This is a genomic window from Eubacteriaceae bacterium Marseille-Q4139, assembly GCA_018223415.1.
Lineage (GTDB): Bacteria > Bacillota > Clostridia > Lachnospirales > Lachnospiraceae > CABSIM01.
Genome location: JAGTTQ010000001.1, coordinates 1,944,224 through 1,968,763 on the forward strand (window position 1 = coordinate 1,944,224; position 24,540 = coordinate 1,968,763).

Here is a 24,540-nt window from a genome sequence, read left to right on the forward strand (position 1 = left end):
GAAGGAGACGAAACGGCTGGATGAAGTGCTGGAATATGCGCTTTCGGGGCTGGAGACGGAGATTTTGGAGTGGCCGGAGGACGGAAGCGGCCCCGTGAGCGCAGGGGAGATGCAGGGGAACGGCGCAGCGTTTTCGGCTTCGGAAGGCGTGCCTTCCGGAGATTTCCCGGGAACGGAGGCCATGACGGCTTCGGGCCGCGCCCCGGCCGGCCATGCCGGTCTTTGCGGCCGCCGTCTCCTGTTTGCCGTCCCTTTAGGGCGTGACGGCATTAACCTTTCCTACTACCGGCTTCTGGCGTGGCTTCGCAGGAACGGGCAGTCCCTTGAGGCTTCCGTTGCAGGCCTGATTGTGGATGCCGGCAGCGAGCTTTACACAAAATCCCTGGCAAAGGAGCTGACTGCGGCGGCCAACCAGGCCGGCTGCGCCTTTGTGGGGCGGCCGTTGGTGGAGGGCACGGCGTCCCTGGACAATTTCCTCGTCCAGGCGGCCAACATGGATACCGACCGGTTCGGCGCCTACAAAAAGAGCGCGAGGCTTCTGGCCGAACAGCTTCTTTCCTTTTCCTGGACAGGGAAAGAACATCCGCATCTTCTCGTCCTCCACGCCTCCAACCATAAAACCTCCAACACGCTTGCCATCTGGGATCGGATCCGAAAGCCCCTTGAGGCCGCCGGCATTGAAATCGAGGAAATCAACCTCCGGAACGGAACCCTTTCCGACTGCGCCGGCTGTCCGTACCAGATGTGCCTCCACTTTGGCGAGCGGGGACAGTGCTTTTACGGCGGCGTCATGTCGGAGGACGTCTACCCGGCTGTCAGGCGCGCCGACGGAATTTTGCTGCTCTGTCCCAACTATAACGACGCCCTTTCGGCCAACCTGACCGCCTTTGTGAACCGCCTGACGGCTCTGTTCCGCACCACGCGGTTTTACGAAAAGGCGCTGTTTAGCGTCATTGTATCGGGGTATTCCGGAAGCGATATCCTGGCGGGCCAGCTCATCGCCGCCTTAAACATGAACAAGACCTTTTTCCTGCCCGGGAATTTCTGCATGATGGAGACGGCCAACAAGGCCGGCGCCGCCATGCAGCTTCCTGGCATCGAGGAGCGGATCGGGCAGTTCTCGGAACGGATTATCGCCGTATTAAAAGGAAACGGCATCTGCTAGGCGGTCAGAGCAGGCAGGCCGCGTCCCAGAGGACGGAGATCAGGATGCATAAGGAAACCCCGATCACCGTGGGAAGAAGGAAGGCGAGTGCCGTCCATTTCATGCTGCCGGTCTCCTTGCGGATCGTTAAGCAGGTGGTGGAACACGGCCAGTGGAACAGCGAAAACACAGCCATGCAGATGGCCGTCTTCATGGTCCAGCCATGGGCCGTTAAGAGGGCTAACAGGGCGTTCTGGTCGGCCATGTCGGTGAGCGCGCCGGTCTGAAGGTACGCCATTAAGATGATGGGCAGGACGATCTCGTTGGCCGGGAAGCCGAGGATAAAGGCCATGAGAATGATGCCGTCCAATCCCATGAGTGTTCCGAGCGGGTCAAGGAAGCCGGAGAGCACCGAAAGGAGCGTCCCGTCCCCGGCCGGCACGTTGGCGAGGATCCAGATGAAAAGCCCGGCCGGCGCGGCTACGGCTACGGCGCGGCCCAGGACGAAAAGCGTGCGGTCAAGGACCGAGCGGACGATGACCTTCCCGATCTGCGGCCGGCGGTAAGGCGGAAGCTCCAGGGTAAAGGACGAAGGGACGCCCTTTAACACCGTGCAGGAGAGAAGCCAGGAGGCAAATAGCGTCATGAAAACGCCGGCCAGGATAAAACCGGTGAGGGCCAGGGCCGTGAGGACGGAGGAAAAGCCGGGTGCGCCGCCGGTGTTTCCGATGAGGAACAAAGAAATCATCGTGAGCAGCAGCGGGAACCGCCCGTTGCATGGCACGAGGCTGTTGGTTAAGATCGCCACAAGCCGCTCCCTCGGCGAGTCAATGATGCGGCAGCCGACGACGCCGGCCGCGTTGCAGCCGAGCCCCATGGCCATGGTGAGGCACTGTTTTCCGCAGGCGCGGCATTTGTGGAACGCGCCGTCCATGTTGAAGGCGGCCCGGGGAAGGTAGCCGAGGTCTTCTAAGAGCGTAAAAAGCGGGAAGAAAATCGCCATCGGCGGCAGCATGACCGACACGATCCAGGAGACGACCCGGAACACGCCGAGGAGAAAGGCGCCGATGAACCACTGGGGCAGCCCGGCCGCCCTGGCGGCCGAGACAAGCGCCGTCTCGATTTTAAAAAAGAAATCATATAAAACCGCGGACGGGTAGTTGGCGCCGGTGATGGTGAGCCAGAACACGGCGGTGAGGAGAAGGCACATGACAGCCGTCCCTGTCACCGGCCCTGTGAGGAACCGGTCCAGCATATCATCCCGCTTCCGGTAATCCTTTTTCGTGTAGGAAACCGTTTGGGAAGCCAGGTCTTCCGGCAGAAAATCTGCCGGGAGCCTTTTTTTGATGTAAGGGGAATCTGTGCGTTTTGGGAGCCGCGCTTCGGCGCTGGCATGCGCCGGGGTTCCCTCGTGTTTGTCCCCACGGGCAGAGCTGCGCACTGGCGTCCCTTCGGCCGGGGAGCCGTCCCCTGTGCCTTCCTGCCTGGCCTTTTCCCTGGCAAGCCGGAACAAAACACGTTTTAAGTCAAGAAGTCCCTGGCGCTCCCTGGCGCGGCAGGGGATGACGGGGATTCCTAAGACACGTTCCAGGCGGGAAAAGTCGATTCGGATCCCCTTTTTTTCTGCCTCGTCGCAGAGGTTTACGCAGAGGACGACCTGGGGCATCGGGAGAGAGCCGGTTTCCGCGGCCGCTCCTGCGGACTGGGCCATAAAGGCAGTTTCGGGAACCGCCCCCGCGGCTTGGGCCGCAGAGGAAGTCTCGGGAACCGCCCCCGCGGACTGGGCCGCAAACGCCGGTTCCGTCCTGCCGTTTTTTAAGAGCCCTGCGGCCTGCTTTAAAAGGCAGAGCCCCCGCTCGAGGCAGGTGGCGTCGCAGACTAAGAGCAGGCAGTCGAAATCCCGCTCCGAAATGTAGTCCCTGGCGATGTTTTCCTCCTCGGAACGGGTGTCAAAGGAATAGATGCCGGGCAGATCCACGATGGAAAACGACGCGTCGTGGATGGTAAAATTCCCGGAGGCGCAGGCCACGGTTTTTCCGGGCCAATTCCCCGTATGCTGCCTGAGCTTCGTCAGCGCATTGAAAATCGTACTCTTTCCCACATTGGGATTTCCGGCCAGGGCAATTTTAAGCTTCATAAGCCCTCCTTTTCCAGCGGTTCCACCATGATAAGCCGGCTGTCCTCGTTCCGCAGGGCGATGACGGCGGAGCGGACGAGATAGGCGGCAATGTTTCGGCGCTTTTTCTGAAGCACGCAGGAAAGGACAGACCCCGGCACGAACCCCAGGTCAAAAAGCCGTCCCGCCATGGGGCCGTTGTTGGCAATAAAAACGATTTTTGCATGCTGTCCGGGATTTATCTGGTTCAATGGGATTACCATGGAATTCACTCACTTATGGAATTGTGCTTACGAGTGAAATATGCGGCGGGAGGCGGGCATGTGTCTGTCCGCCCCCCAAAGAGATGTGCGCTTAAAAAATCACCGGCACCGGCCGGTCGATGGACATGGCGTCCTTTAAAACGGTGCAGTCGTAAGCCCAGACATGGACGCCGTTTTCCCTGGCACGAATGAGGGCATCGGCAAACTCCGGATGAGTCTCGCGGTTCGGCGAAAAAGCCTTAATCCCCTTCATCTGGAGGACAAAAAGCACGCAGGCGCCGTATCCCGACGCGGACGCCAGGGAAAGTTCGTTTAAATGCTTGATGCCGCGTTCCGTCGGCGCGTCCGGGAACATGGCAGTCCCGTTTTTATCTAAGGTCACGCCCTTGACCTCCATAAACCATGTCTGGCCGCCGTAAGAAAAGGAAAGGTCGAACCTGGAATCCTGAAACCGTACCTCCCGGCGCACGTTTTCAGGAGCCGGGCAGAACGGGAGGCCGCAGCCTTTCGTCAGCCATTCATACGCCGCCTGGTTCGGCGCCTGGGAGTCGATGTTGACCCAGGCCTCACCGTCGGGAGACGGCTTCGTGACGGCAATCAGGGAGTAAGCCGTTTTCCTGCCCATGGCGGCCGCATCCGGGTGAAACTGGACGGCGGCGCGGGTGCCGGGAAGAAGCAGCTCTTTCAGGCGGCCGGTATTTTTTACGTGGCAGACGACTTCCCCCTGCTCTGTCCGCACATGGGCCAGGAAGCGGTTGGGGCGGGAGAGAAAAATGCCTGTGGTGACGTTGGGGTAGTGCATGGCAGGACCTCCGGGAACATAAGATGGGAAAAGTATAGGACAGGAAATATAAAAATGTCAAGTATTCGGGAGTTTAAAACTTCTTGCGCCTGTCCATAAATTGTGCTACAATTCTGCAATAAAGTTTTTATTTTACAGGAAAGACGTGGACGCCCGCCCCCTCAAACGGCGGCATTTATAAAATGGAGGAACGGCAATATGGAGGAACTATTTTACAGCAGTACCAGAGGCGGCGAAACAGGAGTCACCGCTTCGATGGCGATATTAAAGGGACTGGCCGGGGACGGCGGGCTTTTTATGCCGGAGAAGATCCCGGCGCTTCCCGTAAGCCTCAGAGAACTCGCAGGCATGACCTACCAGGAGACGGCTTACGCCGTCATGAAGGAATTCCTGACGGACTTTACTGAGACGGAGTTAAAAGACTGCATTGCACGCGCCTACGACGAAAAATTTGACACGGCAGAAATTGCGCCGGTCACGAAGGCAGAGGGGAACTATTATCTGGAGCTGTTCCATGGAAAGACCATCGCTTTTAAGGACATGGCCCTCTCCATCCTGCCGCACCTCATGACAGCCGCGGCCAGAAAGAACGGCGAGGACAAAGAAATCCTCATTCTGACGGCCACCTCCGGCGACACGGGAAAGGCGGCCATGGCCGGCTTCGCAGACGTTCCGGGAACGAAAATCATGGTTTTTTACCCGAAGGACGGAGTGAGCCGAATCCAGGAGCTCCAGATGCTGACCCAGGAGGGCGAAAACACCGCGGTCGTCGGGCTTTACGGCAACTTCGACGATGCCCAGACAGGCGTCAAGCAGATTTTTGAGGACAAGACGTTTGAAAAAGAGCTGGCAGACATGGGAATCCGGCTTTCCTCGGCCAACTCCATCAACATCGGCCGCCTGGTTCCCCAGATCGTCTACTATGTCTATGCCTACGGCCGCCTTTTAAAAGAAGGCGAGATCGAAGAGGGCGAGGAAATCAACGTATCCGTCCCCACCGGAAACTTCGGGAATATCCTGGCAGCATATTTTGCAAAGCAGATGGGAATCCCTTACGGAACGCTCATCTGTGCTTCCAACGACAACAAAGTCCTCTATGACTTTTTCACGAGCGGGACATATGATAAGAACCGCGAATTTTTCCTCACCACGTCACCGTCCATGGACATCCTGGTTTCCAGCAACTTAGAGCGCCTGCTGTATTTAAGCTGCGGCCGCGACGCCAAAAAGACAAAGGCTCTGATGGAGTCGTTAAAAGAGACGGGACGTTACGAAATCACGCCGGATATGCGGGAATTCATGGGCGATTTTGCGGCCGGCTTCGCAGACATGGACGAGTGCGCTGAGGAAATCCGCTGGGTATATGAAGATGCGGGATACGTGCTCGATCCCCACACGGCGGTGGCTGCGGCTGTGACGGAAAAATATGAAAGCAGGACAGGCGATTACAGAAAAACGGTCATTGTTTCTACGGCCAGCCCATATAAATTTGCTGAGACCGTCGTAAAAGCCATCGGCGGGGAAAAGGACGGCTGTGAAGGCTTTGCGGCTGTCGACGCCCTCCATGAGCTTACCGGGCTTGCGGTTCCGAAGGCTGTGGAAGAGCTCCGCCGCGCCCCGGTCCGCCATACGAAGACCTGCCGGCCGGAAGAAATGACGGAAACTGTGAAATTTGCTTTTCAAACGGGAAAAAATGAGATATAATAACCCTAAGTTTATTCACAGGGCAGGCCGAAAGGCAGACGCGCACTGTAAAAATAAGATGCAATGGAGGTTCGGAACATGTTAGTAACAGCGAAAGAAATGCTTGAAAAAGCAAGAGACGGCAAATACGCAGTCGGCCATTTCAACATCAACAACCTGGAGTGGACGAAGGCCATCCTTCAGACTGCGGAAGAGTTAAGATCCCCGGTGATTCTCGGAGTATCCGAAGGCGCCGGAAAGTACATGGCCGGCTATAAGACGGTCGTTGGAATGGTAAACGGAATGCTGGAAGAGCTTAAAATTACAGTTCCGGTTGCCCTTCATCTGGATCACGGCAGCTACGAAGGCTGCTTAAAATGTATCGAGGCCGGATTCTCTTCCATCATGTTCGACGGCTCCCACTATCCGATTGAGGAGAACGTGGAGAAGACGAAAGAGCTTGTACGGATCTGCCGCGAGAAGGGAATGTCCCTGGAGGCAGAAGTCGGCGCCATCGGCGGCGAGGAAGACGGCGTTGTTGGCATGGGCGAATGTGCTGACCCCAACGAATGCAAGATGATTGCTGACCTGGGCGTAGACATGCTGGCTGCCGGTATCGGCAACATTCACGGAAAATACCCGGCAAACTGGAAAGGACTCAGCTTCGAGACCCTGGCTGCCGTAAAAGAAAAAGTAGGCGACATGCCGCTTGTACTCCACGGCGGCACCGGTATCCCGGAAGACATGATTAAGAAGGCAATCTCTCTCGGCGTCGCTAAAATCAACGTAAACACCGAGTGCCAGCTCTCCTTCGCAGAGGCTACGAGAAAGTACATCGAAGCCGGCAAAGACCTTGAGGGCAAGGGCTTCGACCCGAGAAAACTTCTGGCTCCGGGCGCAGAGGCTATTAAGGAGACTGTAAAAGCAAAAATGGAGCTGTTCGGCTCCGTCGGAAAAGCCTGATAAAGGCTTTGAAACAGAGAAAAAGCGTTCTTCCACAGGAAGGACGCTTTTCAGATAATGGGGCGGCAAAGAATGCCATGTACGGGGGAAAACGTACATAGAAAAAGTCAGGAGGACAAAACGTATGAGCGATGTCATCAATGTGGCAGAAATTTTCGGGGAGAATGTCTTTAACGACGCGGCTATGAAGGAACGCCTTCCCAAAAACGTGTACAGGAAACTGAAGGAGACCATTGAGAATGGAAGTGAGCTGGATCCGTCCATCGCCGATGTGGTTGCCCATGCTATGAAGGACTGGGCTGTGGAAAACGGCGCGACCCACTACACCCACTGGTTCCAGCCCCTGACCGGCATTACGGCCGAAAAACATGAATCTTTTATCGGTAGCCCGGATGCGGCCGGCAAAATCATCATGGATCTGTCGGGCAAGGAACTGATTAAGGGCGAACCGGATGCATCTTCGTTCCCGTCCGGAGGCCTGCGGGCGACCTTCGAGGCCCGCGGCTATACAGCATGGGACTGCACCTCGCCGGCATTCTTAAAAAAGGACGCCACCGGCGTTACGCTCTGCATCCCGACGGCCTTCTGTTCTTACCGCGGCGAGGCGCTTGATAAGAAAACGCCGCTTCTGCGTTCCATGGAGGCGGTTGACAAGCAGGCAGTCCGGATTTTCCACCTGTTCGGGAATACGGCAGTGAAGCGCGTTGTCCCGTCCGTAGGGCCGGAGCAGGAATATTTCCTGGTGGACAGGGAGAAATATCTTCAGAGAAAAGACTTGATTTACACGGGCCGGACGCTGTTCGGAGCCATGCCGCCAAAAGGGCAGGAGATGGACGATCATTACTACGGCGTCATCCGTGAGCGCATCGGCGCATATATGAAGGAGATCAACGAGGAGCTATGGAAGCTCGGTGTCTCCGCAAAAACACAGCACAACGAGGTGGCGCCGGGACAGCATGAGCTGGCGACTATCTACACGAAGGCCAACGTGGCCGTCGATCACAACCAGCTGGTGATGGAGACAATGAAAAAGGTGGCAAGCCGCCGCGGACTGGCATGTCTTCTCCATGAAAAACCGTTCAAGGGTGTGAACGGCTCCGGAAAGCACAACAACTGGTCATTGACTTCCGATACCGGCATCAACATGCTGGATCCCGGCGTGACGCCCCATGAAAATATCCAGTTCCTTCTGGTGCTGGCATGCATTTTAAAGGCTGTCGACCGGCATGCGGATCTGCTCCGCCAGTCAGCGGCCGTTCCGGGAAATGACTACCGCCTTGGGGCTCAGGAGGCGCCGCCAGCCATCATCTCCATTTTCCTCGGCGAGCAGCTTGAGGACGTGATCGACCAGCTTTGCAGCACCGGCCTTGCGACTCATTCCAAGTCCGGCGGAACCTTAAAGACCGGCGTTACGACGCTTCCGGATCTGGATAAAGACGCCACCGACCGCAACCGTACCTCGCCATTTGCCTTTACGGGAAACAAGTTTGAGTTCCGTATGGTGGGCTCCTCCGACTCCGTGGCATCTGCAAACGTGGTGTTAAATACCATCGTGGCCGAGGCCTTCAAAGAGGCGGCAGACGTCCTGGAAAAGGCAGACGATTTCGATACGGCTGTCCATGACCTGATTAAGACGATGTTAGTAGAGCACAAGCGGATTATCTTTAACGGCAACGGCTACACAGAAGAGTGGGTGGAGGAAGCCGAGCGGAGAGGGCTTCCGAACTTAAGATCTATGGTAGATTCCATCCCGGCGCTGATTACTCCGAAGGCTGTTAAGCTGTTCGGCGATTTCGGCGTCTACACGAAGGCTGAGTTAGAGGCGCGGGCTGAGATCGAGTATGAGGCATACGCAAAGTCCGTGAACATCGAAGCGAAGACCATGATCGACATGGCAGGGAAACAGATCATCCCGGCCGTGATCCGATACACGACGATGCTTGCAGAATCCCTTGGAACCGTGAAGAACGCCTGCCCGGAGGCAGACGTGAGCGTCCAGACCGAGCTTCTTCTTGAGACATCGGATCTGCTTTCTGAGATGAAGACGGCTCTCGCAAAGCTTGCCAGCGTAACAGAGGAATGCGCGGCAGTGGAGGATGTCAAGGAAAAGGCAGAGCGGTACCACAAAGAGGTGGCTCCGGCCATGGAGGAACTGAGAGCTCCGGCCGACCGGCTCGAGATGATCGTGGGCAAGGAATTCTGGCCGTTCCCGAGCTATGGGGATTTGATTTTTGAAGTGTAAAAAATAGAACAGAAACACGAAGTGCCGGTCCCGGCGGAGAGATAATTCCGCGGGGCCGGCACATTTTTTATAGCTGATTTCTCTGTCTTACTTCGGCCCTCCCGTCTGGAACTCCCGGAGCCCATCGGAGGTATTGTAGGAGACATCCGGCGAGGAGCTTGTGCCGGAGTTATAGGAAGAACCCGGGGAGTTGGCATAACCGGAGTTATAAGAGGAGCCCGGGGTGTTGGCATAACCGGAGTTATAGGAGGAACCAGGAGTATTCGTATAGCCGGAGTTGTAGGAAGAACCCGGCGTGCCTGTATTTCCGGAGTTTCCAGGCGAGCTGATATAGCCGGAATTGTTGCCGGTGCTGCTTCCCGGCGTTGTCGAACTGCCCGGAACTGTCACATTGTTTCCGGAGGACGATGAACTGCCCGGAACCGTCACATTGTTTCCAGGAGACGACGAATTTCCAGGCGTTGTCACATTGCTCCCGCCCGGTGTCGTCACGCCGCCGTTTGTCACGGAAGAATTCCCCGTGACCGTCCCGGTGGTACCCGGCGTCGAGGTGCCCGGAGTCGTCACGTTCGTCACGGAATTTCCGGACGAGTTCCCTGTCGGGGAAGAATATACGCTTCCGGCCGAGCCGCCGTCGATGGCGGACGCCTCATTCTGGCAGACACCGTCCGCGTTGAAGGTATAATTGACGTTGTTGATCACAAGGGAGCCGTTGGCAGCCATGCGTCCCGTGGACGGGTCAAGGTAGTAATACTTCCCGCCGTCGTTCAGCCAGCCGATAATCATATGGCCCGACGTATTGAAATAGTACCAGTAGCCGTCAATCTGCTTCCAGCCCACGGCCATCTTGCCGGAGGACGTGTCCATGTAATACTTGTTGGTGCCGTCGCTCTGCCAGCCCGTTACCATCTTACCGTCGGTGTGCAGGTAATAGTACCGTCCGTCCACCTGAATCCAGCCCGTCACCATCTTTCCTGCATCATCAAAATAGTACCAGCTTCCGTCGATCTGCTGCCACTTCGTTCCCATGGCGCCGCTGGAATCAAAGTAATACTGAACGCCGTCGATGACCTGCCATCCCGTCACCATGGTTCCGTCGGTCTTTAAGAAATACCGCTTGCCGTCAATGTCAGCCCAGCCGCGCACGAGCGTTCCGTCCGTGTTGAAATAATAGTAGGCGTTGTCCATGTACCGCCATCCCGTCGCCATGGCGCCGTCGCTCTTCAGATAATAATAGGTATCGCCGATTCTGAGCCACCCGGTTACCATGGCGCCGTCCAGCAGATAGTACCATTTGCCGTCCACCTGCACCCATTCGTTTGCCATGCGGCCGTCGGAATTCATGTAATACCACTTGCCGTCCACCTGGATCCATCCGGTCTGCATCTGGCCTGTCTTCGGCAGCAGATAGTAGTAGCTGTTGTCGAGCAGCAGCCAGCCCTTGTACTGTGTGCCGTCCTGGTTCATGTAGTACCAGCTCTGGCCGTCATTGACCCACCCGGTCTGCATTACATAGTTCTTATAATAATACCAGTTCCCGTCAATCAGCCGCCAGCGGTCAGCCGGCAGTTTGTCGGAAAAGTTTTTCAGGGCAAAATTGATGTCCACATCGCCGGAGATTCCATTGATGCTGCCCTTGTTGGTAGCCTGCCACATGGCGGCGCCGGAATAGCTCGGCCTTTCATTGTACCTTGCCACCCACACATCGTAATGTACCTTCGTCATGTCGATTTTGCTCGTCAGCCAGTATTCGTTGGTGTAAACCATCGGATAATAGCCGGCATTTTCGATCTTCGCGCAGAAGGCGTTGATGACGTCTGCAAGCTGTGCGGGCGTCAGGCCGCTCATCTCCGTGGACTCCACATCCATGACGACCGGATAGGAGATCGGATAATTTTTAATCAGGTTCAGCACAAAGTTTGCTTCCTGTTCCGCCGCCGCTGTCGTCGTGGCGTAGGAATATATGTAGGCGCCCACCTTGAGGCCTGCATTGTAAGCGCCCTGGGCGTTTACATGGAAGTATGGATCGACAGCATTGTCGTACCTTGTCCCGAGCATGACGAACTGGACGTCGTCGCGCGCCACTGCGTTCCAGTCGATAGTCTGTTTCCAGTGGGACACATCAATCCCCCTCGCCACGATCCCGGTCAGGACAGAGCCGTCGCTGCTCTCATATCCGCCGGAAGCCGTCTTCTCCCATGCGGCAGCCGGGGACTGCATCACCGGGCCCAATGCGGTGAAAGCGAGAGACAGGCTCAGGAAAGCAGCCGCGAACCGTTTCCTATGTACCATAAAAATCCCCCTTTTCCTTCGTTCCTGAATTTGCCATAAAGGCTCGTTTTTTCCAGTATAACATAAAATTTGACAATAGTCCTGACAAAATTATTACAATTATGCAGAAATGCGGATTAAATCTCCGTTTCCAGCGGGGATTTCCCAGAATTCTCCATTTCCCGGATTTTTTTGTAGTAAGTTTTCGCATACCGGTACATCCGGATCGTGTAGTCGCCGAATTCCTCGCCGACGCTGCTCTTATAAATGGCCCAGAGTGCCCAGAGGAAGCCGCCGAGCGCCATATAAGCCCAGAAGACTTTCCGCTCTTCCGTCTGAGCCTCCCGCCCAAGATAAATATGAAGCAGCGTATCAGCTTCCGCTTCATTATAATAAGAATAAATGGCGCACATGCTGACGTCGATCAGCGGATCGCACATGCCGGCATACTCCCAGTCGATGAGCCGCAAGCTCCCGTCGGGGAGAAAGAGGAAGTTGTCGCAGACGCTGTCAATGTGGGAGAGCACCTTCGGGCGGTTTAACCGGTCCAGCAGGTTCAAAAGCTCCTCGGCATGGCTGCGGATCTCCGGGTAATCCTCGAAAAGCTCCCGCTCATAGCCGGCACACAGGGATTCATAAAAGCCGATCCGCTCCCGGATGTCAAACGTGTGGCCGACGCGGATATAAGAGCCATGGAGTTTTCGGAGAAGCTCCATGCACCGGGACACTTCGTCCCAGTTTTTCGGATCAGCCACATGCGCCCCCTCATAGTATTCGGAAATTTTGTAGCCGGACTCCCCGTCCATGTAAAGCACCCGGTCGGTGATGCCGAGCCCCTGAACCGTGTCATAGACATTTTTTTCCTGTTTGCGGTTTATGAGAAGCCCCGTTCCCGGGCCAGGGATCCGGCAAATGTAGTGATTCCCATGAACCTTAAACAGGAACGATTTGTTTGTCATGCCCGTCTTTAAGCAGCTAATCTCCCGGATTTCTGACTCCGGGACAGCGAGGACGCGGGAAATAAGTTCCATGGCCTCGTTGTTGGAATGGTCGCGGTAGCGGCTGTCGAAGCCGCGGAGTTCCTCCAGATTCTCAAATTCGTAGACCTGGCCGTCCGGCTGCATGTTCCCGTCCATCTCCGGCGCAGGAAAATCCGGGCGCCCGGGGAGATGTTCATGAACCGTGCCGTTGATGAGGTCAAGGAGAACCTGCTCCCAGTACATCTGCTCCGTACCGGGGGTATGGTAGTACGCCTCGAGGGCAGGGAAAAAGAGGTCGGAGAATTCTCTGGAAAAATAAGCCGGCCCGTACATGACCCAGGAATCGGCGCCGCCGACCTGTACTCGCGTGATGCGTCCTTTCTTATTAAAATCCATGCACCACTCCGATGTTTTGCCTTCCATATAAACAGAAGAGTACCATGCGCCGCACTCATAGGCGTGGTACATGTTCTCGCGGAGCCAGTTGTCAGAGGAGAGAAGGTAGACGTTCCTGCCTTTAAAACAGTCCCTGGCATGGTAGACGGTGGAGATGGTATTCTTGCTGCTGTATTCCGGATTATAAAGGAGCTTTACCTGGTATTTGTCGATGAGATATTCAAATTTCTCCTTCAGGTAGCCGACAGCGATGGTAATGTCGGTAATGCCGGCTTCGTGGAGCTGGCGGATCTGCCGCTCAATCATCCTCTCGCCGAAGACCTCGAGAAGCCCCTTGGGCGTTTCAAAGGTAAGCGGCACAAAGCGTGAGCCGAAGCCGGCCGCGAGAATGACGGCTCCGTCCACCCGGCAGGAGTCTAAGAGTTTCTGTCCTTTCTTTAATAAAGTATAAGTTCCCTGAGAAGCGTCAAAGGAGATCAGCTCCTTCTCCTGGCATTCCCGGACGAGATGGTTGCAGGTGCCGAGAGAAAGCTTCATGGCGGCCGCCAGCTCCCTCTGGGTCAGAGAATGGTTCTCATAAATGTTTCTGCATAATAATTTATAGCGATCCATGGTTATGGCCTCCCGTAAACATTTTTTCCGTTCCGCCCTTTGAATCCGGCCGAAAAACCGCAGAAAGAGCGTTCAAAAAGAGTAAAAACAAAAAAGATATGAACATTATAACATAAAAAACTGGGAAAACAAGGGGCAGAAAACACGATTGTATGCGGATTTGTACAATTCTGACGTAATTCTGAAGAAATGTAAAGATTATGTAAGAAAATGAACAGAGAAAAGTTATGGAATTTCTTAAGAATATGTATTATAATGCATTTGTATCCGAGGTACAGGAACCGAGGTAAGGGAAAGCTAGAAATAGCCTCAAACAGCAAAATCATCAAAATTTGCAAAAAACTATTGATAATTTCTCTTATACGAAGTATAATGACCTCGTAATGCAATTAGGAATTTCAAAGAATTTCAAAAAGAAAAAGGAGAGTGCATTAACTATGAGAAAGCAGATGAAAATTGCTGCGGTTGTTTCTGCGGCAGCTCTGTTGGCATTAGGCGCTTCCATCACTTCTTTCGCTGCCCAGACGGGCACCTGGAAGTATGAGGATGGCGAGTGGTACTGCTATGACAGAAATGGCGATGTGTATGAGAATACCTTCTGCCTGAGCAATGGCAAAGAATTTTATGTTGGCGACGACGGAATGATGGTTCGTTCCAGCTGGGTTGAGTACGATGGGGATTACTACTTCGTAAACAGCGCCGGACAGAAGATCACCAACGACTGGAGACTTACGACTCCGTATGATGACGAGGACGCTGAAGAGCAGTGGTTCTACTTCCAGTCCTCTGGTAAGAGAGCTGAGAACAAGAAGCTGGTAATCAAAGGAAAAACCTATTTCTTCGACAGCGAGGGCACTATGCTGACTGGCTGGGTACAGAAGAATGGTGATGAATATGAAGAGGGCGAGGCCGACATCACAGAGGATACCGATGGTTACACCTACTACTGTGATGAGACAGGTGCACGTCTTGAGAAGGCTTGGGTAGAGACCTGGGCTCCGGAAGTTGACGATGAGGATGCTGACACGGATGACCTTCACTGGTATTACCTGAAGAGCTCTGGTGTTGTTCAGACTGGCAAAGCTTCCAACATCAATGGCCAGACCTACTTCTTTGGCGTAAACGGCCAGATGTTAACAGGATGGGTTGCTAAGACCGACAGCAACTATGAGATGATCTGGGAAGACGACGCAGATACCGACGGTACATACGGTGATTCCCTGAGCAGCTCTGCATTAGCAGGCGCAGATGTTTACTTCTGTGACGAGGAAGACGGCCACATGAAGAAGAACAAATGGGTGAAGCTGTGGAACAACGTAGACTTCGGCGAGAACGACGATGACAACGATAAGTATTGGTTCTATCTTGAGAAGAGCGGTAAGGTTTACGTTCCGTCCATGAACGATGCCTCTGCTATGGATGTTGTTAAGTACAGCTTCATTGACGGTGAGGGCGAGTCCTTCGGTGAAATCTTCGAGGCAAAGAACAACGGCAACTCCGTAAAAGCTATTGAGAAGAAAATCAATGGCAAGACCTACTTATTTGATGCAAACGGCCAGATGATCAGCAAGTTCGTTAAGGACGAAGCTACTGGTTTAATGTACTACTACGGCGGTTCTGATGACGGCGTTATGGAAGAGGGTTCTGTAAGCATTGCTGATGACAGCGGTGAGACATACAGATTCTACTTCTCCAGCTCCACAGATGCAGATGAATTCTACTACGATGGCGCTGGTGTAAACGGCAACAAGAACGGCAAGCTCTATGAGAATGGCTTCCTTATCAAGGCAAAGAATGATAAGTATGAGACTTACGATGTAGAGATTGCTGGTGATACCTGCACATTCATCATCAACCAGAGTGGTTCCATTCAGTCCTCCACCAAGGAGTACGAAGAGGATGACGAAGTTCTGATTGATGCTACGAATGCTACCTTCAACTCTACTAAGGGTGCAAAGAAGAACAGCGTAACAGGATTAAACTAATATTACAGACGTAATATGATTTCTGAAAAGAAATTCTAATTGCAGCGGCAGGCGGGAAGAAATTCCCGCCTGTTTTTTCAAAATGTATTGCTTTTATTTGGAATAATCATTATAATAAAGATAAAGAAAGCACCCACTCCAAAAGTGGATGCCTCACATAAGTGTTTTAGTGTCCTATCGGACACCGCCCACTCTGTTGGCAGACAGGGTGGGCATTTTATTTATGCTTGTTTCTCTGATCGAGAAAGGCAAGCAGTGTAACGACAAAGATCCCTACGGAAACCAAAAAGGCCGCCGCGTCCTGGATTGTCGAGAGAATCTCGTACGCTGTCATTGACACCACCTCCCCTCTTATGTATTCCCTTGCGGGTACAAAAAAGTGGAGGCATCCACTCCTGTCATGAGTGCTTTCCTGAGTTTCATTTTACCATGGATGGAAAGGGCTGGCAATGATGTTTTTCAAGGGGATTCGACAATGAATTCCCTTCAAAACAGCTTCTCCGGTATAAACATCCGTGCAATTTTATGCCATCCCCACTTCTCAAATACCCTTCTGGCCTTCTATACGCCTCATAAAGGCCATTTCTACTGCTTTCCGGGTAGTTTCTCTTATACGAAGTATAATGACCTCGTAATGCAATTAGGAATTTCAAAGAATTTCAAAAAGAAAAAGGAGAGTGCATTAACTATGAGAAAGCAGATGAAAATTGCTGCGGTTGTTTCTGCGGCAGCTCTGTTGGCATTAGGCGCTTCCATCACTTCTTTCGCTGCCAGCAAGGGCACCTGGAAGTATGAGGATGGCGAGTGGTATTGCTACGACAAAGATGGCTATGTATATGAGAATACCTTCTGCCTGAGCAATGGCAAAGAGTTCTACGTTGGAGACGACGGTGCAATGGTTCGCTCCAGCTGGGTTGAGTACGATGGGGATTACTACTTCGTAAACAGCGCCGGCCAGAAGATCACCAACGATTGGAGACTTACGACTCCGTATGATGATGACAGCGCAGAGGAGCAGTGGTTCTTCTTCCAGTCCAATGGTAAGATGGCTACCAATAAGAAGCTGACTGTTAAGGGAAAAACCTATTTCTTTGATACAGACGGTAAGATGTTAACTGGTTGGGTTCAGGAGTCCGGAGATGACTATGTAGAGGCTACGGATACAGGTGTTGCCAATACATATTACTGTGACGAAACTGGCGCCCGCCTTACAAAGGCATGGGTTTGGGATTATGCTCCTGGAGTAGAAGACGATGATTCCAATGAGGAAGAGCACTGGTTCTATTTAAAGAGCAACGGCAAAATCCAGACTGGCAAGGCATCCAACATCAATGGACAGACCTACTTCTTTGACGAAGAAGGCAAGATGCTGACTGGTTGGGTTGCTGAGTCCGATAACGATGCATACTATTCTATCCAGGGCAGCGACGACAACGAAGATTATTTTGTTGAGTTGGCAAATGTTGCAGACCAGGGCATGAAGGCATATTACTGTACTCCGGAAGATGGCCATGTAAAGAAAAATAAATGGATCAAGCTTTGGAAGCCGGAGCATGCTTATGATGAGGATGAGGATAACGGCAAGAAGTGGTTCTACCTGAACAAGAGCGGTGAAGTTTATATTCCTTCCGAAAGCAATGCAACAGGAACGAAGTATAAATTTGAAGAAGGTCAGTTAGCTGTTGATACAGAAAACGTTTCCATTTCTGAGAAGAAGATTAACGGAAAAGATTATCTCTTCAATGAAAATGGTGAGATGCTCAGCGGATTCTTAAAGTATAATAATGGTATGTATTATCTCGGCGGTTCTGATGACGGTATCATCAAGACTGGTTCCCAGAGCATTAAAGATGACGTAGATGATACTTACAGATTCTACTTTGAGACCAGCGGCAATGACAAGGGCAAAGGCGTTACCGGCAATAAGAGTGGAAAACTGTATTATGATGGTATGCTGATTAAGGCAGAAGATTACAGATATGAGATTGCTGAGGTTGGTGGACGTTGGTTCATCGTTAACCAGAGCGGTTCCATCCAGAGCAGAAATACTGAGTACAAGGAAGATGGAGATACTTTAATTGATTGCTCCGATAAGTCCGTTGTATTTGAAAACTCCAAGGATGCAACGAATGACAGCATTCCGGTAGGCGCTGTTAGCTCCAGCAATACGAACGTAATCGATGCCGAGGATTATGTCTATAATAAATAATTTCATCCGTATGAAATTCTAATTGCAACGGCAGGCGGGAAGAAATTCCCGCCTGTTTTTTCAAAATGTATTGCTTTTATTTTGGATAATCGCTATAATGAAGCTAAAGAAAGCACCCACTCCAAAAGTGGATGCCTCCTGAATGGTTTTATACGCCTGTTATGGCGTAGCCCACTCTGTTGGCAGACAGGGTGGGCATTTTATTTATGCTTGTTCCTCTGATCGAGAAAGGCAAGCAGTGTAACGACAAAGATCCCTACGGAAACCAAAAAGGCTGCCGTGTCCTGGATTGTCGAGAGAATCTCGTACGCTGTCATTGACACCACCTCCCCTCTTATGTATTCCCTTGCGGGTACAAAAAGCGGAGGTATCCACTCCTGTCATGAGTGCTTTCCTGGATTTCATTGTACCATGGATGGAAGACGCTGGCAATGTCGTTTTTCGAGAAGGTTCGACAATAAATTCCCTTCAAAACGGCTTCTCCGGTATAAACATCCGTGCAATTTTATGCCATTCCCACTTTTCAAATGCCCTTCTGACCTTCCATACGCCCCATAAAAGCCATTTCTACTGCTTTCCGGGTAGTTTCTCTTATACGAAGTATAATGACCTCGTAATGCAATTAGGAATTTCAAAGAATTTCAAAAAGAAAAAGGAGAGTGCATTAACTATGAGAAAGCAGATGAAAATTGCTGCGGTTGTTTCTGCGGCAGCTCTGTTGGCATTAGGCGCTTCCATCACTTCTTTCGCTGCCAGCAAAGGCACCTGGAAGTATGAGGATGGCGAGTGGTACTGCTACGACAAGAATGGCGATGTGTATGAGAATACCTTCTGCCTGAGCAATGGTAAAGAATTTTACGTTGGCGACGACGGGATGATGGTTCGTTCCAGCTGGGTTGAGTCCGACGGGGATTACTACTTCGTAAACAGCGCTGGTGAGAAAATCACCAACGACTGGAGACTTACAAGTCCGTATGATGATGAGAACGCTGAAGAACAGTGGTTCTATTTCCAGTCCTCTGGTAAGAGAGCCGAGGGTAAAAAGCTTTTAATTAAGGGTAAGACCTATTTCTTTAACGACGAAGGCGAAATGTTAACCGGATGGGTTCAGGAAAGCGGTGACACCTGGGATGAAGGTTCCACAGACGATGTCAAGAACACGGATACATACTACTGTGATGAGACAGGTGCCCGTCTGGAATCTACTTGGGTATATGACTATGCACCGAGTGTAGACCGTGATGATTCGGGTGATGAGGATGAGCATTATTATTACCTGAAGAGTTCCGGAAAAGTTGCTACGGGCAAACAGTCCAATATCAAAGGCCAGACCTATTTCTTTGATAATACTGGAAAAATGTTATCCGGTTGGGTAGCAAAGACAGACAGCGATGCTGGATATGTTGAGATCTGGAAAGATGACGAAGAATATACAGAGCTTAACCTCGCAGCATTATCTGATGACAGTGTTTATTTCTGCGGCGACGAAGATGACGGACATATGAAGAAAAACAAATGGATTAAGCTGTGGAATAATAAGATGTATGGCCTGGAAGACGATGATGAGGATAAATACTGGTTCTATATCGAAAAGAATGGTGAAGTGTATATCCCGTCCGCAGGTAATGCTAAAGAAATGACCAAATATAAATTTATTGACGGTGAGGGTGAGAAGGTTCTCGGCGATGTCTTCGAGGAGGATAAAACCGTTAAGGTTACTGAGAAGAAGATCAACGGTAAGACATACTTATTTGATGAGAATGGTCAGATGGTCAGCAAGTTCGTTATGGACAGCGATGGTTTAATGTATTACTATGGCGGATCTGACGAAGGTGACAGAAAAGATGGTTCTCTTTCCATTAAGGATGATGCGGGTGAGTCTTATAGATTCTACTTCTCAACCGAGAATAAGCCCGGCCAGGGATACTATAATGCAGCTGGTATTACCGGTGCCAAGAGCGGCAAGCTGTATGATCATGGCTTCCTGGTAAAGGCTAATGATTATAAGTATGAGCTTAAAGATGTAACTGCTAAGATTGATGGTGTTGACAAAGAACTTTCCTTCATCATTAACTCCAGCGGTTCTATCCAGACATCTGATAAGAAGTACGAAGAGGATGATGATTTACTCATCAATACCGAAGGTGCTGTATTCCATAAAGAAAGCACAAATAAGGGTGCTGCTTATGGAAGCGTAGAAGGTGCTACGGCGCTTTACAGATAATTTTTGCGAGAAGAAATTCTAATTGCAGCGACAGGCGGGAAGAAATTCCCGCCTGTTTTTTCAAAATGTATTGCTTTTATTTGGAATAGTCGTTATAATAAAGATAAAGAAATCACCCACTCCAAAAGTGGATGCCTCACAAGAAGTTCAGTGTCCTATCGGACACCGCCCACTCTGTTGGCAGACAGGGTGGGCATTTTATTTATGCTTGTTCCTCTGATCGAGAAAGGCAAGCAGTGTAACGACAAAGATCTCTACGGAAACCAAAAAGGCTGCCGCGTCCTGGATTGTCGAGAGAATCTCGTACGCTGTCATTGACACCACCTCCCCTCTTATGTATTCCCTTGCGGGTACAAAAAAGTGGAGGCATCCACTCCTGTCATGAGTGCTTTCCTGGTTTCATTGTACCATGGATGGAAGGGGCTGGCAATGTCGTTTTTCGAGGAGATTCGACAATGAATTCCTTTCAAAACAGCTTCTCCGGTATAAACATCCGTGCAATTTTATGCCATCCCCACTTCTCAAATGCCCTTCTGGCCTTCCATACGCCTCATAAAGGCCATTTCTACTGCTTTCCGGGTAGTTTCTCTTATACGAAGTATAATGACCTCGTAATGCAATTAGGAATTTCAAAGAATTTCAAAAAGAAAAAGGAGAGTGCATTAACTATGAGAAAGCAGATGAAAATTGCTGCGGTTGTTTCTGCGGCAGCTCTGTTGGCATTAGGCGCTTCCATCACTTCTTTCGCTGCCCAGAAGGGTACCTGGAAGTATGAGGATGGCGAGTGGTATTGCTACGACAAGAATGGCGATGTGTATGAGAATACCTTCTGCCTGAGCAATGGCAAAGAGTTTTATGTTGGCGACGACGGCGCTCTGGTTCGTTCCAGCTGGGTTGAGTACGACAACAACTATTATTTTGTAAACAGTGCTGGTGAGAAAATCACCAACGACTGGAGACTTACAACTCCTTACGAAGATGAGAGTGCAGAGGAAGAATGGTTCTATTTCCAGTCTACTGGTAAAAGAGCAGAAAATAAAAAGCTTACTGTTAAAGGAAAAACCTATTTCTTCGGTAACGAGGGAAATATGCTGACTGGTTGGATTGAGGAAACCAACGGTACATATGACAAAGCAAGCTCTGATATTACAGATGGAACGAAGAAAACCTTCTTCTATTGCGACGAGACTGGTGCCCGTCTTGAAAAGGTCTGGGTTGAGGATTACGCACCTGATGTAGATACAGAGGATGTCAGCTCTGATGATGAAGAGCATTACTACTATCTCAATTCCAGCGGAAATCCGGTTACGCGTAAACAGACCAATATCAATGGTCAGACGTACATTTTCGGTGATGATGGAAGAATGCTGACTGGTTGGGTTGGTACTACGGCAACTAACAGCAACTCATATGAGGTCATCCAGGCAACTGAGGATGATGGCGTAACAACAAGACTGGATGTAGTCGCAGGTCGTGGTGGAAAGGCATACTATTGTACACCAGAAGATGGCCATGTAAAGAAAAATAAGTGGATCAAGCTTTGGAATACAGAAGATGCTTACGACGAAGATGAGGACAATGATCAGTATTGGTTCTATTTAAACAAGAACGGTGATGTTTATATTCCAACTGTTTCTAATGTACAGGTAGATGTACAGAAGTACAAACTGGAAGAAGGTAAGCTTGTTAAAAACGGCAGTCCTCTCACTGTTGCCCAGAAGAGAATCAATGGCAAGGATTATTTCTTCAATTTATACGGTGAACTTGTAACCAAGTTTGTTGATGTTGAAAACAACAATGGCAATAACGAGGTTCCTACCGGTATGTACTATCTGGGCGGTTCTGATGATGGCGTTATGAAGACTGGCTCTATAAGCGTTGCTGATGATACTGGTGAATCCATCCGCTTCTATTTTGGAACGAAAGATTCCGACGGCGCTGGTAAGGGTGTTGGTTATACGGGAAACAAGAGTGGCAAATTATACTATGATGGTATGCTTGTTACGGCAAAAGATTATAGATATGAAATTGTCGAAATTAGCGGCTACTATTTCATTGTAAATCAGAGCGGTTCTATTCAGCACAGCAATACCTCCTATAAAGAGGATGGCGAAGTTCTCATCAGAACTAAGGCTGATGGAAATGGTGAAACAGATACTAAGTTCAACGATAGCAGTGTCAATGGCAAAGAGTTTGAGCATAGTTTTAATTCTCTCGGCGAATTATTAGAACATGACGCTAGTGTTGATGCCGGAAAAGCAGAAGACATCGTTCGCAAATAATAGTGGCTGATTTCATCCATGTGAAATTCTAATTGCAACGGCAGGCGGGAAGAAATTCTCGCCTGTTTTTCTAAAATGTATTGTCTTTATAACCCCAAATCGCTATAATAAATCTAAAGAAAGCACCCACTCCAAAAGCAGGTGTGTTGCATTTAGGTTTTACACTTTTGCAGGTGTTCCCATCCTGTGTGCAGACGGGATAGACAATTTTATTTATACTTGTTTTTTTGGCCGAGAAAGGCAAGCAGTGTAACGACAAATATTCCCGCAGCGTCTCTGATGGTCGCTGCGGGAATATTTGTTAATATAACTTTATTTGTCGTTATTGTCCCCTCTTTAAGTAACACTTTTTCGGGCACAAAACATGGGATGTCTTCATTCCTGCTGTGGCAAAATGACCTCCGAGCTATAAACATCTGTGAAACTTTATGCCATCCCCACTTCTCAAATGCCTTTCAGACCTTCTATACGCCTCATAAAGGCCATTTCTACTGCTTTCCGGGTAGTTTCTCTTATACGAAGTATAATGACCTCGTAATGCAATTAGGAATTTCAAAGAATTTCAAAAAGAAAAAGGAGAGTGCATTAACTATGAGAAAGCAGATGAAAATTGCTGCGGTTGTTTCTGCGGCAGCTCTGTTGGCATTAGGCGCTTCCATCACTTCTTTCGCTGCCCAGAGAGGCACTTGGAAGTATGAGGATGGCGAGTGGTACTGCTACGACAGAAATGGCGATGTATATGAGAATGAATTCTGCCTGAGCAACGGCAGGGAGTTTTATGTTGGCGATGACGGCGCGTTGGTGCGTTCCAGCTGGGTTGAGTACGATGGGGATTACTACTTCGTAAACAGTGCAGGGGAAAAAATCACCAACGACTGGAGACTTACAGCTCCGTATGATGATGAAGATGCAGATGAGCAGTGGTTCTACTTCCAGGCTAACGGAAGAAGGGCCGAAGACAAAAAACTGACAATCAGAGGAAAGACATATTTCTTTGATGCTGACGGCGAGATGTTGACTGGTTGGGTTGAGGAAAACGACGATACATATGAGGAAGCGGGTTCTGATATCACCCATAGTACAAGATCCCATTTCTCTTATTGCGATGAGACCGGTGCGCGCCTTGAAAGAACCTGGGTAGAAGATTATGCTCCAGATGTAGATTCTGAAGATGTAAGCTCGGATGACGAGGTTCACTATTATTATCTTAACAGCAGCGGTCATCCGGTTACCAGAAGACAGACGAATATCAACGGCCAGAGTTATATTTTCGGTGAAAACGGAAGAATGCTGACTGGTTGGGTTGCTACGACCGCGACGAACAGTGACGCTTATGAGGTTATCCAGGGAACGGATGATGATGAAGACCATTGGGTACCTTTAAGTGAAATCGCAGACCGCGGTGGAGAAGTTTACTATTGTACAGAAGACGATGGTCACGTTAAGAAAAATAAGTGGATCAAACTGTGGAATACAGAATTTGCGTATGATCAGGATAACGACGAAGATCAGTACTGGTTCTATTTAGCAAGAAACGGTGAAGTGTTTATTCCGGATGCAGATGATGTTGCCAGTGCGGCCAATGCCCATGAATACAGTTTCAGTGAAGGTAAACTGGAAGAGGGTGATCCTGTCAGCGTAATCAAGCACAGAGTCAACGGCAAGGATTATTTCTTCAATTCCAACGGTGAGATGATCTCCGGATTCATCAGAATCGAAGAGCAGAATGATGATCTCACACCTGGTATGTACTATCTTGGCAGCTCCAATGATGGCGTCATGAAGACGGGTTCTGTAAATATTTCTGACAACACCGGTGAATCCTATCGTTTCTATTTCGGAACGAGAGCATCGGAAGGCGGAGATGGCGTTGGTTATACAGGAAACAGGAGCAATAAGCTGTACTACAACGGTATGATGGTTCGGGCAGAAGATTACAGATATGAGATTGTAGAAGTTGATGGTGCCTACTTCATTGTAAACCAGAGCGGTTCCATTCAGGACGGCAACACTTCTTATCGTGAAGACGGAGACGTTCTCATCAGAACAAGAGTCGAAGATGACGATCCGGACGGAAGTGTAAACACTGCATTCTATGATGGCGATGATGATGCAAAAGAAGGCAGCTTCGCATCTCTCGATGACCTTCTGGAATATGATAACAATGTTTTTGCAGGAAGTGCAGAAGATATCGTGTTTGAGAATTAGTAATTCTGTTAAGATGAAATTCTAATTGCAGCCACAGGCGGGAAGAAATTCCCGCCTGTTTTTCCATCCAACGCTTCCTCGGCACACCACGAAAAGCAGGCATGAAACGCATCCCGCATCCCACACCTGCTTCCCGCAACAAAATGATACTTTTTCGATT

Annotated in this window: 14 protein-coding genes; 9 read left to right on the forward strand and 5 right to left on the reverse strand. The window is 50.5% G+C overall.

All coding sequences use genetic code 11. The annotated features are described in order from the left end of the window. Window positions 1-109: 109 nt before the first annotated feature. A complete protein-coding gene (locus KE531_09300) occupies window positions 110-1,165 on the forward strand; it encodes an NAD(P)H-dependent oxidoreductase (protein MBR9953804.1) in 1,056 nt (351 codons plus the stop codon). Between the two features lie 4 nt (window positions 1,166-1,169). On the opposite strand, the gene KE531_09305 is transcribed toward KE531_09300, so the two are convergent. The 3 genes from KE531_09305 to sfsA all read right to left on the reverse strand — a co-directional run bounded on the left by KE531_09305 (window position 1,170) and on the right by sfsA (window position 4,325). After that, window positions 1,170-3,281, reverse strand: a complete 2,112-nt coding sequence (locus tag KE531_09305) for a ferrous iron transporter B (protein MBR9953805.1) — start codon at window positions 3,279-3,281, stop codon at window positions 1,170-1,172. After that, window positions 3,278-3,523, reverse strand: a complete 246-nt coding sequence (locus KE531_09310) for a ferrous iron transport protein A (protein MBR9953806.1) — start codon at window positions 3,521-3,523, stop codon at window positions 3,278-3,280. Before KE531_09310 ends, KE531_09305 begins: the two co-directional genes overlap by 4 nt. 91 nt (window positions 3,524-3,614) lie before the next feature. Then, window positions 3,615-4,325, reverse strand: coding sequence for a DNA/RNA nuclease SfsA (gene sfsA, locus KE531_09315; GenBank protein MBR9953807.1), 711 nt, complete (start codon window positions 4,323-4,325; stop codon window positions 3,615-3,617). Between the two features lie 198 nt (window positions 4,326-4,523). Between sfsA and KE531_09320 the strand changes: the two genes are divergently transcribed. The 3 genes from KE531_09320 (at window position 4,524) to KE531_09330 (ending at window position 9,213) form a co-directional block, all read left to right on the forward strand. Continuing rightward, window positions 4,524-6,029 carry a threonine synthase gene (locus tag KE531_09320; protein MBR9953808.1) on the forward strand — a complete coding sequence of 502 codons (1,506 nt, stop codon included), beginning with the start codon at window positions 4,524-4,526 and terminating at the stop codon, window positions 6,027-6,029. Window positions 6,030-6,107: 78 nt separating this feature from the next. Further along, a complete protein-coding gene (fba, locus tag KE531_09325) occupies window positions 6,108-6,971 on the forward strand; it encodes a class II fructose-1,6-bisphosphate aldolase (GenBank protein MBR9953809.1) in 864 nt (287 codons plus the stop codon). A gap of 124 nt (window positions 6,972-7,095) precedes the next feature. Continuing rightward, on the forward strand, window positions 7,096-9,213 hold the full coding sequence (locus KE531_09330) for a glutamine synthetase III (GenBank protein ID MBR9953810.1): 2,118 nt from the start codon (window positions 7,096-7,098) through the stop codon (window positions 9,211-9,213). Window positions 9,214-9,300: 87 nt separating this feature from the next. Here KE531_09330 and KE531_09335 read toward each other — a convergent pair whose 3' ends face one another. Both KE531_09335 and KE531_09340 read right to left on the reverse strand, forming a co-directional pair. Beyond that, the gene (locus KE531_09335; protein MBR9953811.1) at window positions 9,301-11,505 is read right to left on the reverse strand and encodes a cell wall-binding protein; all 2,205 of its coding nucleotides are present in this window, start codon (window positions 11,503-11,505) and stop codon (window positions 9,301-9,303) included. A 116-nt stretch (window positions 11,506-11,621) separates the two neighbouring features. Next, a complete protein-coding gene (locus KE531_09340) occupies window positions 11,622-13,472 on the reverse strand; it encodes a phosphotransferase (GenBank protein ID MBR9953812.1) in 1,851 nt (616 codons plus the stop codon). Between the two features lie 437 nt (window positions 13,473-13,909). Here KE531_09340 and KE531_09345 point away from each other — a divergent pair, with 437 nt between their 5' ends. The 5 genes from KE531_09345 (at window position 13,910) to KE531_09365 (ending at window position 24,380) form a co-directional block, all read left to right on the forward strand. After that, complete coding sequence (locus tag KE531_09345; GenBank protein ID MBR9953813.1) at window positions 13,910-15,457, forward strand: hypothetical protein; 1,548 nt, start codon at window positions 13,910-13,912, stop codon at window positions 15,455-15,457. 400 nt (window positions 15,458-15,857) lie between these two features. Then, window positions 15,858-17,666 (forward strand): hypothetical protein, encoded by a 1,809-nt coding sequence (locus KE531_09350; protein MBR9953814.1) that lies wholly within the window; start codon window positions 15,858-15,860, stop codon window positions 17,664-17,666. A gap of 382 nt (window positions 17,667-18,048) precedes the next feature. After that, window positions 18,049-19,890 (forward strand): hypothetical protein, encoded by a 1,842-nt coding sequence (locus tag KE531_09355; GenBank protein ID MBR9953815.1) that lies wholly within the window; start codon window positions 18,049-18,051, stop codon window positions 19,888-19,890. A 455-nt stretch (window positions 19,891-20,345) separates the two neighbouring features. Continuing rightward, window positions 20,346-22,172, forward strand: coding sequence for a hypothetical protein (locus KE531_09360; protein ID MBR9953816.1), 1,827 nt, complete (start codon window positions 20,346-20,348; stop codon window positions 22,170-22,172). 591 nt (window positions 22,173-22,763) lie between these two features. Next, window positions 22,764-24,380, forward strand: coding sequence for a hypothetical protein (locus KE531_09365; protein MBR9953817.1), 1,617 nt, complete (start codon window positions 22,764-22,766; stop codon window positions 24,378-24,380). Window positions 24,381-24,540: the final 160 nt, after the last annotated feature.